The organism is Legionella stuttgartensis (assembly GCF_977063405.2).
This window is the reverse complement of the sequence record NZ_CDRUHA020000108.1, coordinates 44,030-60,712: the sequence shown is the minus strand read 5'-3', so window position 1 is coordinate 60,712 and position 16,683 is coordinate 44,030. Positions and strand designations below refer to the sequence as shown.

Sequence of the window (16,683 nt, the reverse complement as noted above, 5' to 3'; positions counted from 1 at the left end):
TTAAAAAATTAATTTTTAAAGTCGCAGAGTTAATACATCACATGGAGCGTGATTAACTGTAGCATGTGCTGTGCTACCCAAAAATGAATGCAAACCAACAGATGAATGACTACCAATAATAATAAGCTGACAATCTAGTTCTTTTACTTTATTAAAAATATGCTCTTTTACTGAGCCAACCTCTACAAATTGATGTTCGTGCGGAATGTTAAAATTCTCCCCTAGTAGAGATAATACAGTCTGTGCATCATCTTTGGCTGGGTTGGCTAATTCTGTAAAACCAAGTCCTTGTGCCAATTGAAAACTAGCAGGTAGTTCAATAACATGTAACAGATATAGTGTAGAGCTAAATTGTTTTGCAATAGCGATTGCTTTTTCTGTGAGATGATTATGTTCCTTGATCAAATCCGTAGCAAATAAAATATTCTTATACATAGAAGCCTCACAATTAAATTTATTATTGTAAATAATAGTAGATTCCTTGATATAAGTACCTATTTTACATCACAAAATTTGAAATAATTTGGTTCGAGGTTGATGGCTGGTATTGTTTTGTGTATTTTTTAGATAAGGTCAGAGTGTATCAGAGATAATTTCCTAATTAAGATTTTTTAATTTGTAATCAGGATTGATTTCCATTAGAGGAATTAAGACAAAATCTCTAAATTGAATCTGAGGATGGGGAATTATCAGTTTCTTAGTGTGAATAGATTGATTCTCGTAAAAAAGAATATCAATATCAATAATTCTTGGCCCCCAGTGTCTTTTTCGAACTCGCCCTTGTTTTTTTTCAATTTTTTGACATGCATTAAGTAATTGTAAAGGGGATAAAAGGGTAGAGAGCTTAATCACAGCATTACAAAAGTCTTGTTGAGCTTGCAATCCCCAGGCTTTATTCCAATAAAAAGAGGAGATTTTGATAACCACAGTAGAGGGTAACGCTCTTATCGATTTAATTGCCTTGCGAAGTTGACGTTCAGGTACCTGCTGATTTGAGCCCAGACCTAAGTAACACACCCTCATTGTGGATCACTAACTTTATTACTTTTTGGCTTGCGGCGACGCTTACGCTTAGGCATATCCGGTGTGAGTTGTGCCACCATTTTACCTTGTTCTGCTTCATCTGCATCCTGAAAGGCTGTCCACCATTGCGCCAGCTCCATGGACTCATCGCCTGCAAGGGCACGTAAAGCCATAAAATCATAGGCTGCTCGAAAACGTGGATGTTGTAAAAGATTAAAGGCTCTTCCTCCTAGTCTTTTTGAAAAGCGATACTGTAATAACCATATTTCCCGAATGATTTGTGTGTAACGTTTAGGAATTGAAATAATCTTATTTTGTTCCGCAATGACAAGTGACATTGCTTTTTCTATAGAAGGCAGTGGATCTATTCCAGTTTTTTGGAGTTCCTTTGCGCGCTCAATCATCGGAAACCATAAAAGAATCGCGAATAAAAATGCTGGTGTTACAGGCTTATCTTCTTGAATGCGAGTATCTGTGTTCTCAAGAGCAATTGCTAATAATGCATTTACTGGATGAGTACTGTTCAATAGAGCATTAGTTTGAGGACATAAATGTTGGAACAAACCATATTGCATGAGAAGCCTTTGTACTGCAACTGCATTACCACATTGATACAGTTTCGTCATTTCATCAAATAAGCGTGAATTGGAAACATGGGTAATGAGATGACTAATCTCAGGAAACGGTGCCTCTGTCTCTCGCGCCAGTTTGAAATTTAATTTGGCACTAAAACGAATTGCACGCAACATACGTACAGGGTCTTCCTGATATCGTTTGGTCGGATCCCCAATCATACGAATAAGCTTTTCTTCAACATCCTTTACACCACCAGTAAAATCAACAATTGAAGAGTCACTGATATTGTAGTAAAGCGAGTTAATTGTGAAATCACGTCGCCAAGCGTCTTCATCGAGGGAGCCGTAAGCATTGTCACGAACTAACATACCACGTTCATTTGTTTGTTGACTCTCATCTTCTGCAACATGACTTCGAAACGTAGCTACTTCAATAATTTCACGATGGAACAGTATGTGTACAAGTTTGAATCGACGCCCAATAATTCGTCCATTTCGAAACAGATTTTTTACTTGGTTGGGCGTTGCATCGGTTGCAACATCAAAGTCTTTGGGAGCCTTATGCAGTAATAGATCTCGGACGCTGCCTCCAACAATGTACGCTTGAAAACCAGCACCAATTAAGCGGTTTAGCACTTTGAGCGCATTGCTACTAATGTCCGCCTTAGATATGGAATGTTTATTCCTTGGGATGATATAAGCTGAGGCAACAGGCGCCACATGAGCCCTGTTTCTCTTTAATAGCTTTTTAATAAATTTGATGATCTCTGTATCTCACAAGATTAATAAAACACTTATATTATATCGAAGCAAATGAATAAAGTGAATCATTTGTCCTTACAAACCTTGATCTTTCAGTAAAATTTATGCTGTATATTTACAGAAAGGTGTAGGTAAATATCAGGCTAAGAGTATATCATATAGTTTTTCAATTTCTGACATCTGAGGATCTGATGGATTTTATTGATATTACTGTAGGCTTAATTGTCTTAATTATTTTAGAAATAGTTCTGGGAATCGACAATCTCGTAATTTTGTCTATATTGTCAGAAAAACTACCTCCCAAACAGAGAAAAAAAGCAAGGCGCTGGGGACTGACGCTTTCTTGGGTTATGCGGTTGATTTTACTGGCGTTGGCAGTGGATCTCATCAAATTAACCAAACCATTACTTACAGTGGCTAACCTTTCCTTATCTGCTCGAGATTTCTTTCTTATTGGAGGTGGGGCTTTTTTAATTTGGAAAGCAACAGATGAAATTCATCAAGATGTGACTGAAGATCTTGAGATAACTGATGAAAAGACAACACCTTTTAAAACAACATTTCGTGCAGTTATTTTTCAGATTGCATTAATGGATATTATATTTTCTTTAGATAGTGTGTTGACTGCAGTCGGATTAACTTCACACTTTTGGGTAATGGCTGTTGCAATTAGTTGCGCTATCCTTATTATGATTTTTGCTAGTGAAGTTGTAAGTGCATTTATTAAAGAACATCCTACAATCAAAATGCTTGCCCTAAGTTATTTAATTCTGATTGGTATGGTCCTGGTTGCCGATGGATTTTCTTTTCATATCCCTCGAGGATATATTTACTTTGCCATGGGTTTTTCTTTGGGAGTGGAGGCCTTGAATTTGGTGAAACACTCACGAAAAAAACGAAAGCATCGCTCAGGAAATTAATTATGTTGTTGATTAAAGCGTTTCATATCATTGCTATGGTAGCCTGGTTTGCAGGATTATTTTATTTACCCAGGCTATTTGTTTATCATGCTGATACGCAAGATGAGACGAGTCTCACTCGTTTTAAAATAATGGAGAGAAGGCTTTACTATGGAATTACTTGGCCTGCTGCGATACTAACCACTTTATTGGGGCTATGGCTTCTTAGCTATAATCCATCTTATTACATGAGTGCGGGATGGATGCATGCTAAATTAAGTTTGGTGATTGTTTTGTGGATTTACCACCTCTTATGCGGCCACTATCTAAAGGCTTTTGCGCGGCATCAAAATAAGAAAAAATCACGTTTTTTCCGTCTTTATAATGAATTTCCAACTTTGTTGCTGATAGGAATCGTGATCCTAGTGGTGGTGAAACCGTAGTTCCAGATGTGTAGTTTGAGAGCAATGAAACCCGGGAGTTCTTTACTTGATAAACTTCTTGAACCCGGGCTTCATCTTGTTCATATAGAAACTTATTCTATTTCCACCATATCAAAGTCTTCTTTGCCAGCGCCGCAATCTGGGCAGAACCAGTTTTCGGGTACATCTTCCCAGCGTGTGCCTGGTTCAATTCCATCCTCAGGCCATCCCTCAGCTTCATCATAAATAAACCCACAGATGACACAAATAAATTTTTTATATTCTTGCATGATAATACTCATTTAAAAAGGCGTAATTTAGCTATTGTAGACGTCGATGTAAAGATAAACTGCTTTTTTTGCCAATTTTTAATAATGTCTGTAATATTATGCGGCAAAATTATGGAGACTTTTTATGACTCGTTCAGCAGATTTATTTCATCAAGCTCAAGCACTTATTCCTGGAGGTGTTAATTCACCAGTGAGGGCATTTAAAGGTGTAGGTGGTGATCCTATTTTTTTTAAACAAGGTAAAGGAGCTTATCTTGTTGATGTTGATAATAATGAATACATTGATTATGTAGGCTCCTGGGGACCTTTAATCCTTGGACATTGTCATCCTGCTGTAATCGAAGCTGTAAATAAAGTGCTACATAGCGGCATGAGTTTCGGGGCGCCTACAGAACTTGAAGTGCAATTGGCTGATAAAATCATCGCTTTAATTCCCTCGATTGAAAAAGTACGGATGGTTAATTCAGGTACTGAAGCAACGATGACCGCTATTAGGTTGGCTCGAGGTGTAACAAAAAAAAATAAATTTATTAAATTTAATGGTTGCTATCATGGACACAGTGATAGTTTGCTAGTCAAAGCAGGTTCTGGTCTACTTACCTTAGGTATCCCCTCTACACCAGGAATCCCCAAAAGCGTTACAGAGCATACTTTAACGGCAAACTTCAATGACTTGGAACAAACGGCACAATTATTTGAAAAATTTCCAGATGATATTGCTGCAGTAATATTGGAACCGGTAGCTGGGAACATGGGGTTTGTTTTACCTGAACCAGAGTTTTTGCAGGGATTACGACAATTATGCGATCAACATAATACTTTATTGATATTTGATGAAGTAATGACAGGTTTTAGAGTGGGCTTAACTGGTGCTCAAGGAGTATTTGGAATCACTCCCGATATTACTACTTTGGGTAAAGTTATTGGAGGAGGGATGCCCGTAGGCGCTTTAGGTGGTAAGGCTGAAATTATGTCCTTTTTAGCGCCTGAAGGCCCAGTGTATCAAGCAGGAACGCTTTCTGGTAACCCATTAGCAATGGCAGCAGGTCTTGCCACTTTATCTGAAATTGAAAAACCAGAATTTTTCACCAGATTAAGTGAAACAACACAAAATCTAACCCAAGCTTTAGCCTCTGTTGCTGAAATGTTAGGTATTCCATTTTTTACGGCTTCATTAGGTGGGATGTTTGGTTTTTGTTTTACAGAAAAGAAACGCATTGCAGATTATGCTGATGTTGCTGCTTCTGACGAGGCTTTATTTAAGCAATTTTATCATGGAATGTTGGATAAAGGGGTTTATTTTGCTCCTTCAATGTATGAAGCTGGATTTGTTTCCAGTGCTCATGGAAAAAATGAAATTACCAAAACACAAATGGCTGCAGAGGAAGTTCTTAGTCAATTAAAAAAATAAGTTAATAAGGTGGTCTAACTGTTTTTTTGACTGGGGGAAGCACAAGCGGAACCCAGTTTTTTAAGAAGTTTATGTAGGTCTAAAAAAACCGATTTTATTGCGCTGCATCATTATAACATATTGAAAAATAATAAATTTAAAATATATTTTTGAAATGGCTAGACAGTGTTTTTTCCTCATGTCATATTCAAATACGATCTTATTAACAAGGAAGGTCATATGTCGATAATGACAAATAAAAAGGAATTTATAAAGTCAATGCCCCAAGGAATTGTTCCTCTTTTTTTTATTCAGATTGTTTCTACTTTAAGTTTTAGTGTGTTGTACTCAACACTTGTGTTGTATATGAAGGGTAAGTTAGGACTCCAAATTAGTACTGCCAATAGTATTATGGGTGTTTTTATTGCATTTAATTATGGCTTGCATTTGCTTGGTGGTTTTTGGGGAGGTCGTCTGCTCTCTAATCGTGCCTTGTTTTGTGCTGGGATGGTGGCGCAAATTATAGGTTGCGTCTTATTGTCATTCGGTGATGTTTCTTTTCTATATTATGGTTTGGCAGCATTTTTAACCGGATCGGGATTAAACGTAACATGCGTAAACTGCATGTTAACACAATGTTTCTCTCCAAAAGATACGCGACGCGAAACAGCATTTCTCATGAATTATGCGGGTATGAATGTCGGTTTTTTTGTGGGTTTTAGTTTGAGCGGTCTATTTCAGTTGACCCAGAATTATGAGCGACTTTTTTTACTTAGTAGTTTGGGAAATTTGATTGCCTTACTTATTTGTTTATATTGTTGGCAGCAATTATCAGATAAAGAAACAATTTTCTCTAAAAAAGACAAACATTCACAAAAAAGAGCTGTGCTGATAGGTAGCATTCTAATTATAGTGCTTCCTTTCATTTTGGGACAAATGCTCCAATATGCGGACTGGGCTAAAAAATTAGTATTGGTAACCGGTGTAGTAATGCTTGGGGTGATTTTGTATCTGGCAAAGGAGCAATCAACTAAAGAAGCCAAAGATAAATTAGTAGCATTTGCAGTCTTTATGATTGTGGGAACTGTTTTTTGGATGCTATATCAAATAGCTCCCATGGGTCTTACAGTGTTCATTGATCATAATGTTCAGCGAGAATATGCAAGCGGGGTTATTCCACCACAATGGTTCCAAAATATTAATACAGTCGCTATTGTTATTGGTGGTCCCTTATTAGGGGTATTCCTGCATAAAATGCGCAAAAATGGGGTGCAAATTAATATTCCAACCCAGTTTGCATTAGCATTGTTGTTTATTGGAATTGCTTTTGCAATATTGCCTATTGGTATTGCTTATGCCAACTATGAGGGGTTAGTGAATCCCAGCTGGATTATCTTGAGTTATATTTTGCAGAGTATTGGCGAGCTTTTAATATCTCCAATTGGTTATGCTATGATAGGATATTTGGCTCCTACCTCATTGCAGGGCGTGATGATGGGAATGTGGATGCTTAACTCAGGAGTTGGTGCAACTTTATCCAGCTATAGTTCAAATTTAATGATTGATGGGCAAGATAGTGTTTCACCTTTAGTAACTAATAGCGGTTACAGCCATGTATTTTTGATGTTAGGTTTATTTGCAATTGGTTCTTCAATTGTACTTTTTATCCTAGTGCCTAAGTTAAAGGAGTTAATTCAGGAAAAAAAGCCAACTGAATTACAAGAAGCCAAAGGGATGGCTACGAATCGGGTAGTTGTATGTGAGTAATTTTTTTGTACCTATTAATAAGGCAGAGTTGAGTTGGCATAACACTCTGCCTTTTTCGACACAATATGATGACATTTACCATTCTTCTGAAGGTGCAATAAATCAAGCACTTCATGTGTTTGTTGATGGAAATGATTTAATCAACCGTTGGCAATCATTTTCTGATGATGAACCTCAAAGATTTACGATTGCAGAAATGGGCTTTGGAATTGGTTTAAATTTTCTAGTAAGTTGGAGTTTATGGGAGCAATATGCACCCAAGTCCAGCAAGTTGCATTTTATTTCGTGTGAAAAACATCCTTTATCTCTTGCTGATTTAGCAAAAAGTCTTGCTTCCTCGCCACAATTAGAAAAGCATGCCCAGCAGCTTATCGCAAGTTATCCCGTCTTGACTCCTGGCTACCATCATTTGTCATTTTGTAATGGTAGAGTAACATTAACATTAATGCTAGGTGATGCTCTTGAATGCTATGAACAACTATTAATTTGTGGCGAATCTTTCCTTGAGAAGGAGCTTAGAACGGCTTTTATTGATGCATGGTTCCTAGATGGCTTTGCCCCTGCTAAAAATGAAAGTATGTGGTCTGAGGCGTTGATGAACGTAATTGCAATGTTATCTAAAGAAAATACCTCTTTAGCAACCTATACTGCTGCTGGCTCGGTTAAATCAGGTTTAAGCAAGTATGGATTTGTTGTGGAAAAAAGGAAAGGTTTTGGACCAAAACGGCATATGATTTGTGCACGTTTCACGAAGCTACCGACACAAAAAACTGCGAAACGACATACACCTTGGCACGTGGGAAAACCTGAAAAATATTTCAATAAATCAGCGATTATTGTAGGGGCTGGTTTAGCGGGCTGTTTTACAGCCCATGCTTTGAATAAGAGAGGTTGGAAGGTAACAATTATTGATGAATTGGGACAGGTTGGCAGTGGAGGATCGGCAAATCAGCAAGCGGTTTTATTTCCAAAACTATCTGCTTACAGATCTCCATTAACACAATTCATGTTAACCGCGTTTTTATATGCTGCACGAACGTATCAATCTATTTTAAATCAAACAAAAATTGGAGAGTTGAATGGTTCATTGTTACTTTCATACTCTGACAAAGAAAAGGCAGCACAATCCAGCTTACACTCTTGGCTTGCTCATTATCCAGAGTTGGGATCTCTCGTGGATGCTCAGCATGCATCAGAATTAGCAGGATTTTCTTTAGACAAACCCGGATTGCATATTCCTTTATCAGGATGGATTAATTCTCCAGAATTATGTCAGTATTTAGTAAATGCAGAAGGTATTTCATTAGTAACTGATACCACAGTCAGTCAATTGTATTTCGATAAAAGATGGATCGTGAATGATTTGGAGACGGAAGTGCTCATTTTAGCGAATGGTCATAAAATTAACTCTTTCCATGAAACCGAGTATTTGCCTGTTAAACCGATAAGGGGGCAGATGACGGGGATTTCATCAACGGTACAAAGCGCTGGTTTAAAATTGCCTGTTTGCGGAGATGGTCATGTGCTTCCTGCAATAAAAGGTATCCATCAGTTAGGTGCTACCTATGAGTTAAAATCGGCAGATTCTCAAATAAAACCTCAGGATGATCAAAGTAATTTGGCTAAGCTTAAACAATTAGCGCCTGAAGTTTTGTGGGCTGAAACAGTAAGTAATCATTGGGCAGGTGTTAGAGCATCAACTCCCGATTATCTTCCTTTAGTGGGGCAAATTGCTAAAGCCAAGCACTTTCTACAACAATTTGCTCAGTTGGAAACTAATGCAAAACGCTGGATAGCCCAAGCTGGTTCTTATTATCCGGGACTTTATGCTTGTGCCGGATTTGGTTCTCGAGGCCTGACAACCATTCCTTTATGTGCGGAATGGCTTGCTTCTGTAATCAATAAAGAAATTGGTTGTCTACCCAGGAATTTGCAATATGCTTTATCGCCTGCTCGTTTCTTACGTAAAAATATAATTAGAGGTGAGATTAAAATCGATTGAGATGGAATTCTCATTAGAGCATAATATTAATCCCGTAGCTGGGATGAAGCTAAATTTTCGGGTTCTCGACTAAAGATTTCGAGTTCCTTATGATTTTCCAGCGTGATGAGTTCACATTAAGATCAAGGAGTGACCGCTAATGGCAAGTTCCATGGGCAAAGCCTTCAAACAGACTGTCAAAGAAAATAAACCTTTACCTGTATTGGGTACTATAAATGCTTACTCTGCTATGCTCGCACAATCTGCTGGTGCTAAGGCAATATATCTTTCAGGAGCTGGTGTTGCAAATGCATCATACGGGATACCTGACCTTGGTATGACTAATTTATCTCAAGTTCTTGAAGATGCGCGCAGAATTACTGAAGCGTGCTCTTTACCACTGCTGGTTGATGTGGATACTGGATGGGGGCATGCGTTTAACATTGCTAGAACGATAAAACTAATGGAAAAAACAGGAGTCGCTGCCATTCACATTGAAGATCAGGTGTTAGCGAAACGATGTGGGCACAGACCCAATAAAGCTATTGTATCTTTGAAAGAAATGGGGGATCGGATTAAATCAGCAGTTGATGCGCGCCAAGATCCTGATTTTGTTATCATGGCACGAACTGATGCCTATGCTGTCGAAGGGATGAATGCTGCTATTGAACGAGCATTGCTTTGTGTGGAGCTAGGGGCTGATATGATATTTCCTGAAGCAATGACACGTCTAGAAGAATATCAAACCTTTACTCAAGCGGTTCCCGTCCCTGTTCTAGCAAACATTACTGAGTTTGGTAAAACTCCTTTATTTAATCGAGAAGAACTTAAGCAGGTAGGTGTATCCTTAATTTTATATCCCTTAAGTGCATTCAGAGCTATGTCTCAAGCAGCGCTAAATACCTATAGTGCCATTCTTCAGGATGGTACGCAAAAGTCTATGATCGATAAAATGCAAACACGCGAGGAATTATACGAAGTACTTGGTTATTATCAATACGAACAAAAACTAGACCAATTGATGGAGGAAGACAATGAGTGTTAAAAGCGGCGGTTTAGCCGGGGTTGTTGCTGGTCAATCAGCAATTTGTACAGTTGGGCTAGCAGGGAAAGGTTTGAATTATAGAGGCTACTCAATTGATGATTTGGCAGAGTATGCTACGTTTGAAGAGGTAGCCTATTTATTGCTTTATGGAAAACTTCCTACTCAAAAAGAACTGGATGAATATACTAAAAAATTGGTTAGTCTTAGAACATTACCAGATACTTTAAAAACGGTACTTAAATTAACTCCTAAAAATACGCATCCCATGGATGTTTTAAGAACTGCTTGTTCATTTTTGGGGACGATTGAGCCGGAACATAATTTTTCGGAACAATATCATATTGCAGATCGATTACTGGCTTTATTTCCGGGGATAATGTGCTATTGGTATGCATGGCATTTTCATAACAAGGAAATTACTGGCTTAAGTGATGAGCAAACAACGGGAGCGCATTTTCTTGCTTTATTACATGGACGTAAGCCAAGTAAAAAAGAAGCTCAGATGATGAATGTATCTTTGATTTTATATGCTGAGCATGAATTTAATGCTTCTACCTTTGCCGCCCGTGTTACTGCTGCAACACTGGCTGATTTTTACTCCGCAATTACAAGCGCGATTGGTACATTACGTGGTCCTTTACATGGAGGTGCTAATGAAGCCGCAATGGAGCTTATAGGACGTTTTAATAGCCCGGATCAAGCTGAAACTGAACTGAAAAAAATGCTTCTTAATAAAGCGCTTATTATGGGATTTGGGCATCGAGTGTATACGACCAGTGATCCACGTTCTGATATCATCAAAAAATGGTCATTCCGCTTAGGTGAAGAGAAAGGGGATCTTCTTTTATATCACATTTCAGAACGTATTGAAGAAGTTATGTGGAATGAAAAGAAATTGTTCCCTAATTTAGATTTTTATAGCGCTTCGGCATACCACTATTGCGGTATACCTACGTTCTTGTTCACACCTATTTTCGTTATGTCGCGAATTACAGGATGGGCAGCACATGTATTTGAACAAAGATCGAATAACAAATTGATAAGACCCACTTCAGAATATACTGGACCTGAACCCCAGAAATTTCCCGCTATTGAAACGAGAGGGTAGTTAATCCATACATGAAGCATGAGTGGAATATGTAGCTTGGAGTGAAACAAAAGAACCCGGGCTACTTTCTAATGAGAACATTATTAGATGATACAAGAGGTTTATTATGCACAGTTATGTAGAAGACAACATAAAGCCTGATTATGATCAGGTTATGATTGATATTGCGGATTATGTGTTAAACAAAAAAATTGACAGCGCTTTGGCTTATGAGACAGCACGTTTATGTCTCATGGATACCTTGGGATGTGGTATTTTAGCGTTAAATTTTGCTGAATGTACCAAACTTTTGGGCCCTGTTGTTCCTGGAGCAAGTCTTGCAGGTGGCGCACGTGTTCCTGGTACATCATACGAGCTAGACCCAGTACAGGCTGCCTTCAATATTGGAGCAATGATACGCTGGCTTGATTTTAATGACACATGGCTTGCTGCAGAGTGGGGGCATCCTTCTGATAACTTAGGTGCCATTCTTGCAGTTGCAGATTATATGTGTCGACAAAACTGTACAAAGGGGAATGCACCAATTTTAATGCAAGATGTGCTTACTGCTATGATTAAAGCGCATGAAATTCAAGGTTGTTTCGCTTTAGAAAACAGTTTCAACCGAGTCGGACTCGATCATGTCTTTTTAGTTAAAATTGCTAGTGCTGCTGTTGCAGCTCAGCTTTTTGGCGCAGACAGAGACATGATGCTAAGAACTTTGTCTCAAGTTTTTGTAGATGGTCAAAGCCTTAGAACTTATAGACATGCGCCTAATGCGGGTTCAAGAAAATCATGGGCGGCAGGTGATGCTACATCAAGAGCAGTTCGGTTAGCATTAATTGCTAAAGCAGGAGAAATGGGTTATCCAAGTGCGTTAAGTGTCCCAATCTGGGGATTCTATGATGTGCTTTTTGACAAAAAAATATTTAAATTTCAACGTCCTTATGACAGTTATGTCATGGAAAATGTTTTATTTAAATTATCTTATCCCGCTGAATTTCATGCCCAGACTGCTGTGGAATGTGCCGTAATGCTGCATCCAATTGTGAAAGATCGATTTGATGAAATTGCTCGAATTGATCTAGTAACTCATGAATCAGCAATTCGAATTATCAGTAAACAAGGTGCACTGCATAATCCTGCCGATAGGGATCATTGTTTGCAATATATGGTGGCAATAGGTTTATTATTCGGTGATTTAAAAGCAGAACATTATGAAAATGATATTGCCGCAGATCCCAGAATAGATTCATTACGTGAAAAAATGCATGTTACTGAAAATGAACGTTTTTCTCGTGACTACCACGATCCTGAAAAACGCTCTATAGCTAACAGTATTAAAATAACTTTTAAAGATGGTACCGAAAGTGATTTAGTTACTGTGGAATATCCAATTGGTCATAAACGTAGACGCGAGGAAGGTATTCCAGTTCTATTATCAAAATTCAAAAAGAACTTAAGCACCCAATATACTGCGGATCGTGTTGAACGAATTATGCAAGCAATGAGTGATACAAATACGCTTGCAGCAATGAAAGTTGATGATTTTATGCAATTATGGGTTGTAGCGTAATTCTTTTTAGTAGCCTGAATTTAACGTATGGAACATTAGATATTCATATATCTGTAGTTCCATCACGTTAATCCTAGTTTGTCTTAATTTAGAAAGATGTATCCATTTGCTTATCCCCATTAAATGTATATAATTTAAACAGCATCTAATAAGTAGCTTGGGAGAAGCAATGAAATTAAAACGGACCGGTCTCTCTTTGTTATATACTATGTTGATGCTTGGATGTTCCGCTTCTGTTGTACAGGCTAGTGTTGATCCTAATGAAAAAATCGTTTCTGTTTATTTGCTTATTGATACTCCTGAACAACTTCAACGCTACGTTAATGATTTAGTTAAATTAAAAAAACCTAATTTTAACCGGGTTATCTTTTCATTTGTTAGGCCAACTTTGATCGATTACCAGGCGGGTAATTTAGCAACGACAGGTATATTAGGCTACTATACAGATCATGATGGTAAAGGTGCTCAAGCTTTTAATGCACTAAAATCAGCAATCAAATTATCTGCAGAAAAAAAGATTCAAACATTTCTAGCCGTAGGAGGTTGGAATTACAGTTGTAACTTCAGTGTAGCACAGGAGAGTTGTGGGAGTTCGTCCTCAACTACGAGTCAAGTGCTCTATGATTGGTTTCCAGATCCAACGGATCCAGATCAGGCTGCAAAAGCAAAGACTTCCTATGAAAATTTAGTTAAATTAGCGAATGACTTAGGTGTGAATGGCATTGATTTTGACTATGAGGAATTTTGGCATGCGGATCAATATGCAGTTGCTTGGGGACCAAGTACGAGCGGTGAATGGTCAACCGATATTGCCCAAAGCATCCTTAAAGCGGGAGGTCCAACTTATAAAAATCTCATGAAGTATGGAATAAATTCTGGAGCATCTTATGTGATGCCCAAAACAATTGATAAAGTCGATGCAATTTTACATGCCATAATGGATAATCCCGGTGCAAAATACCTTAAGTTTACTACAGCCTCGCCACCCATTGGAGCGCGTCCAATTACGGGTTTTGTATTTGGAGACAAATATCCAGACATAGACACAAAAGGAGGACTTTGGTGGAAGGGAAACTTAAAAGGATTGTGGTACCACCTTGCGAATAAGGATGAAGCAATAGTTGCTCGCTTTGATAGCATGGGATTAATGACCTATGATCTGTGTGGAGACAATCCAGTTGTATGCGCCCCCTATGCTAATGGGCCTTTAGATTTACCCGGGCAGGTCAATGCGTACATACATGATTATACCAATTGGCTGAAAGCAGAGCATCCTAGTAAACCGAGTTTAACAATTGATAGCATTGGAAAAGTAACGTTTTTACCAGCCAAATATCATATCAATGCAAAAATACAATTTGGGTTTGAAGTAAATCAACCTGCTTATCCTAGAAATATCAGTGGGCAATTGCAACTCACTAATCAATTAGTCGATAAAATTCTGAGTCAACAGAAGGACAGTGGTGGGGTTATCATCTGGCAAATGTATTCCAAGAAAAATACAACTGTACCAGATGCTACAACTGTAAAATATACTATTAATCAAAGTTGTAAGACCTTTTTAGCTAATGATAGTCGATATGATTGTAATGCAGATTTCCCTAGTGCGTCCAAATAGTTTCTCATATGGTGTTATCACTCAAGGGGTTGCAGCATTACAGCCATGATATGTGTGAAGGAGATAAAAAACGCCTATATTTTACGTTGTAACCCTGATGCAGCCAGTATTTTTGTTGAAATTTCTTCAATAGAATATTTTGTCGAATTAATATAAGCGATTTTTTCCTTTTGATACATGGCTTCCACTTCCTTTACTTCCAGACGACATTGTTCAGGAGACGCGTATTTACTGTTTGGCCTGCGTTCTGCTCTAATTTGCTGTAAACGCTGTGGATCAATGGTCAATCCGAATAGTTTATTTTTATAAGGCTTTAGTACCTCAGGTAATTTAAAACCAATAATATCTTCTTCAGTAAAAGGGTAATTAGCAGCGAGAATTCCATATTGAAGTGCCATATATAAACAACTTGGTGTTTTTCCACAACGAGAAACACCAATAAGAATAATATCTGCCTTATCATAACCTCGGGTTTTAACTCCATCGTCATGCGACAATGCAAAATCGATTGCTTCAAGTCGATGCAGATAGAGTTTACTGTTCACCACGCCATGAGTTTTTCCGACTGTGTATGAGGATTTTTCATTAAGCTCTTCTTCCATGGGGCCAATAAAAGTATTAAATAAGTCAAATACGCGAGCATTAGCTTTTTTAAAATAATTTCTGATTTCAGCATCAATCAAGGTCATAAAAACAAGAGGTTTGATTCCTTGTTCCTCAAAGGCTTGATTGATCTGTTCAACAGCGTGTTCTGCTTTTTTTAAAGAATCAACATAAGGAATAGTGAGTCGTTCGAATTTTGTATTTTCAAATTGGGTAATCAAACTATGGCCTAAAGTTTCAGCAGTAATTCCTGTGCCATCGGAAATCATAAAAACATAGCGTTTCATGTATAGCCTTATAATTAAAATATTATTTATATTCTATTTTAAAATGAATTGGTTAATAGCACCAGTAAGTGTACTTATTTAAATCCATCTGCTATCTTAAATTAAGGAAAAGGATATTTTAGAGGTAATATGGAACAAGATCGGTTTGGAAACAATAGCAAGCTCTATATTCTTGGCATGATTTGTTTGGTTCTTTGCTTGGGATTATTGTTCTATAGTTTATATATATTGCCCTATCTTGCTTGGGGACTTAACTATAATGTTCCTGAGGTTGTTATGACGCTATTGAGTTCATTGCAAGATGATTATAACTATACTGTTGGAGCAAGTAAGGTTATTGTTTGGCTGATATTTTTTGTACCAAGCCTCATCACCGGACTGATTTCTTATTTTGTATCGAATCATATTGATAATAATCTTTATAAGTCAGAACTGCACACCAAAGAAGAACAAGAAAATCCTCCTAGTAAACAAATTGGGAAGGAAATAAAAGAATCTGCTGGTTTTGGACTAAAAATTCTTAGTTTAATGATCTTGATTGTAACAGCGATTTTTTTATTACAATATCTGATTGGCGTAACAGCATAGAAAATGGCAGGAGAGTTTATGGCCTATTTAAATCGTTGGAAGATTAAAAGAATTACTAAGAAAATAAAAGCAATGCAAGCGAATCGGGTAAATAATCAACCCGGAGATGAAATGCTTAAAAAAGAAATTGCATATTATTTTGAATTGGCAGCTATTTACAATAAATTAAAAGGAAATAAAAAATTTCCTTATGCCTATTTGATGTATATGGAATGTTATAGAGCAGCTTCAGCGCTTGATGATGCGGAAGCAAATTATCAATTAGGACAAATGGTTCTTGAAGAAGCCAAGTTTAGACAAAATTTGGAAAAAGAAGGGGTTTTTAAAAGCGAAACAAATTTGAAAAAATGCAATCAGCTTTTTGAAGAGGCTCATGCGTATTTATCGGTAGCAATAACATTAGGTCATGTTGCTGCAAAACGCTTAAGAGGACTCAGTTTTATTAATGGTTGGGGATTAGAGGCCGACAAAAAAACGGGGTTTGAGTTAATTGTTGCGAGTATTGAGGAAGAAGGCTCCTGGGATAGAGTCCCTCAAATTTTTGCATCTATGGGATTGAACAAACCTGAATTTTTTTCGCAAATTATGCAGCGAAGAAAATCATCATAAATATTTGAACTATAAAATCTATCGCCTGGGTAGCTAAAAAGCAATGCCTAGGCATTTGCATCGCGGCTTTACATTAAAACGGTTCATAATTTAATAAACTGTTATTGGTATTAATATGGTTTTTAATGTAAAATTATTAACCTATAAGGTTAGGTTGTATT

16 protein-coding genes are annotated in these 16,683 nt (G+C 37.5%); 11 read left to right on the top strand and 5 right to left on the bottom strand.

Annotated elements, in window-relative coordinates; all coding sequences use genetic code 11:
- Positions 1-15 precede the first annotated feature (15 nt).
- From ACWTEW_RS33860 to pcnB, 3 genes are all read right to left on the bottom strand, one after another.
- The gene (locus ACWTEW_RS33860; RefSeq protein WP_454782377.1) at positions 16-435 is read right to left on the bottom strand and encodes a universal stress protein; all 420 of its coding nucleotides are present in this window, start codon (positions 433-435) and stop codon (positions 16-18) included.
- Between the two features lie 162 nt (positions 436-597).
- The gene (gene folK / locus ACWTEW_RS33855; protein ID WP_454782376.1) at positions 598-1,023 is read right to left on the bottom strand and encodes a 2-amino-4-hydroxy-6-hydroxymethyldihydropteridine diphosphokinase; all 426 of its coding nucleotides are present in this window, start codon (positions 1,021-1,023) and stop codon (positions 598-600) included.
- Entirely contained in the window at positions 1,020-2,318 is a 1,299-nt protein-coding gene (pcnB, locus tag ACWTEW_RS33850) for a polynucleotide adenylyltransferase PcnB (protein ID WP_454782375.1), read from the bottom strand. The genes folK and pcnB overlap by 4 nt, the downstream gene beginning before the upstream one ends.
- 233 nt (positions 2,319-2,551) lie before the next feature.
- On the opposite strand from pcnB, the gene ACWTEW_RS33845 reads away from it, so the two are divergent.
- Positions 2,552-3,280, top strand: coding sequence for a TerC family protein (locus ACWTEW_RS33845; protein WP_454782374.1), 729 nt, complete (start codon positions 2,552-2,554; stop codon positions 3,278-3,280).
- Positions 3,281-3,282: 2 nt separating this feature from the next.
- Entirely contained in the window at positions 3,283-3,702 is a 420-nt protein-coding gene (gene hemJ, locus ACWTEW_RS33840; protein WP_454782373.1) for a protoporphyrinogen oxidase HemJ, read from the top strand.
- Positions 3,703-3,794: 92 nt separating this feature from the next.
- Here hemJ and ACWTEW_RS33835 read toward each other — a convergent pair whose 3' ends face one another.
- Positions 3,795-3,971, bottom strand: coding sequence for a rubredoxin (locus ACWTEW_RS33835; RefSeq protein WP_454782372.1), 177 nt, complete (start codon positions 3,969-3,971; stop codon positions 3,795-3,797).
- Positions 3,972-4,095: 124 nt separating this feature from the next.
- On the opposite strand from ACWTEW_RS33835, the gene hemL reads away from it, so the two are divergent.
- From hemL to ACWTEW_RS33800, 7 genes are all read left to right on the top strand, one after another.
- Positions 4,096-5,382: a glutamate-1-semialdehyde 2,1-aminomutase gene (hemL, locus tag ACWTEW_RS33830; RefSeq protein ID WP_454782371.1), complete on the top strand. Its 1,287-nt coding sequence runs from the start codon at positions 4,096-4,098 to the stop codon at positions 5,380-5,382.
- A gap of 219 nt (positions 5,383-5,601) precedes the next feature.
- Positions 5,602-7,128, top strand: coding sequence for a peptide MFS transporter (locus tag ACWTEW_RS33825; protein WP_454782370.1), 1,527 nt, complete (start codon positions 5,602-5,604; stop codon positions 7,126-7,128).
- Positions 7,121-9,130, top strand: coding sequence for a bifunctional tRNA (5-methylaminomethyl-2-thiouridine)(34)-methyltransferase MnmC2/FAD-dependent 5-carboxymethylaminomethyl-2-thiouridine(34) oxidoreductase MnmC1 (gene mnmC, locus ACWTEW_RS33820; RefSeq protein WP_454782369.1), 2,010 nt, complete (start codon positions 7,121-7,123; stop codon positions 9,128-9,130). Before ACWTEW_RS33825 ends, mnmC begins: the two co-directional genes overlap by 8 nt.
- Before the next feature lie 139 nt (positions 9,131-9,269).
- Positions 9,270-10,154 (top strand): methylisocitrate lyase, encoded by an 885-nt coding sequence (gene prpB / locus ACWTEW_RS33815; RefSeq protein ID WP_454782368.1) that lies wholly within the window; start codon positions 9,270-9,272, stop codon positions 10,152-10,154.
- A complete protein-coding gene (prpC, locus tag ACWTEW_RS33810; RefSeq protein ID WP_454782367.1) occupies positions 10,144-11,262 on the top strand; it encodes a bifunctional 2-methylcitrate synthase/citrate synthase in 1,119 nt (372 codons plus the stop codon). Before prpB ends, prpC begins: the two co-directional genes overlap by 11 nt.
- 106 nt (positions 11,263-11,368) lie before the next feature.
- Positions 11,369-12,817, top strand: a complete 1,449-nt coding sequence (locus tag ACWTEW_RS33805; protein ID WP_454782366.1) for a bifunctional 2-methylcitrate dehydratase/aconitate hydratase — start codon at positions 11,369-11,371, stop codon at positions 12,815-12,817.
- 169 nt (positions 12,818-12,986) lie between these two features.
- Positions 12,987-14,435 (top strand): glycoside hydrolase family 18 protein, encoded by a 1,449-nt coding sequence (locus ACWTEW_RS33800; protein ID WP_454782365.1) that lies wholly within the window; start codon positions 12,987-12,989, stop codon positions 14,433-14,435.
- A 74-nt stretch (positions 14,436-14,509) separates the two neighbouring features.
- Here ACWTEW_RS33800 and ppsR read toward each other — a convergent pair whose 3' ends face one another.
- Positions 14,510-15,325: a posphoenolpyruvate synthetase regulatory kinase/phosphorylase PpsR gene (gene ppsR / locus ACWTEW_RS33795; protein ID WP_454782364.1), complete on the bottom strand. Its 816-nt coding sequence runs from the start codon at positions 15,323-15,325 to the stop codon at positions 14,510-14,512.
- A 129-nt stretch (positions 15,326-15,454) separates the two neighbouring features.
- Between ppsR and ACWTEW_RS33790 the strand changes: the two genes are divergently transcribed.
- Positions 15,455-15,913: a hypothetical protein gene (locus ACWTEW_RS33790; protein ID WP_454782363.1), complete on the top strand. Its 459-nt coding sequence runs from the start codon at positions 15,455-15,457 to the stop codon at positions 15,911-15,913.
- An 18-nt stretch (positions 15,914-15,931) separates the two neighbouring features.
- Positions 15,932-16,522, top strand: a complete 591-nt coding sequence (locus ACWTEW_RS33785; protein ID WP_454782362.1) for an SEL1-like repeat protein — start codon at positions 15,932-15,934, stop codon at positions 16,520-16,522.
- Positions 16,523-16,683 lie beyond the last annotated feature (161 nt).

Excerpts from the sequence above, each read along its gene's own strand:
- ACWTEW_RS33800 (WP_454782365.1), top strand. The coding sequence starts at position 12,987 with ATGAAATTAAAACGGACCGGTCTCTCTTTGTTATATACTATGTTGATG.
- ACWTEW_RS33805 (WP_454782366.1), top strand. The coding sequence starts at position 11,369 with ATGCACAGTTATGTAGAAGACAACATAAAGCCTGATTATGATCAGGTT.
- ACWTEW_RS33825 (WP_454782370.1), top strand. The coding sequence starts at position 5,602 with ATGTCGATAATGACAAATAAAAAGGAATTTATAAAGTCAATGCCCCAA.
- ACWTEW_RS33835 (WP_454782372.1), bottom strand. The coding sequence starts at position 3,971 with ATGCAAGAATATAAAAAATTTATTTGTGTCATCTGTGGGTTTATTTAT.
- ACWTEW_RS33785 (WP_454782362.1), top strand. The coding sequence starts at position 15,932 with ATGGCCTATTTAAATCGTTGGAAGATTAAAAGAATTACTAAGAAAATA.
- folK (WP_454782376.1), bottom strand. The coding sequence starts at position 1,023 with ATGAGGGTGTGTTACTTAGGTCTGGGCTCAAATCAGCAGGTACCTGAA.
- prpB (WP_454782368.1), top strand. The coding sequence starts at position 9,270 with ATGGCAAGTTCCATGGGCAAAGCCTTCAAACAGACTGTCAAAGAAAAT.
- hemJ (WP_454782373.1), top strand. The coding sequence starts at position 3,283 with ATGTTGTTGATTAAAGCGTTTCATATCATTGCTATGGTAGCCTGGTTT.
- ACWTEW_RS33860 (WP_454782377.1), bottom strand. The coding sequence starts at position 435 with ATGTATAAGAATATTTTATTTGCTACGGATTTGATCAAGGAACATAAT.
- ppsR (WP_454782364.1), bottom strand. The coding sequence starts at position 15,325 with ATGAAACGCTATGTTTTTATGATTTCCGATGGCACAGGAATTACTGCT.
- prpC (WP_454782367.1), top strand. The coding sequence starts at position 10,144 with ATGAGTGTTAAAAGCGGCGGTTTAGCCGGGGTTGTTGCTGGTCAATCA.
- ACWTEW_RS33790 (WP_454782363.1), top strand. The coding sequence starts at position 15,455 with ATGGAACAAGATCGGTTTGGAAACAATAGCAAGCTCTATATTCTTGGC.
- ACWTEW_RS33845 (WP_454782374.1), top strand. The coding sequence starts at position 2,552 with ATGGATTTTATTGATATTACTGTAGGCTTAATTGTCTTAATTATTTTA.
- hemL (WP_454782371.1), top strand. The coding sequence starts at position 4,096 with ATGACTCGTTCAGCAGATTTATTTCATCAAGCTCAAGCACTTATTCCT.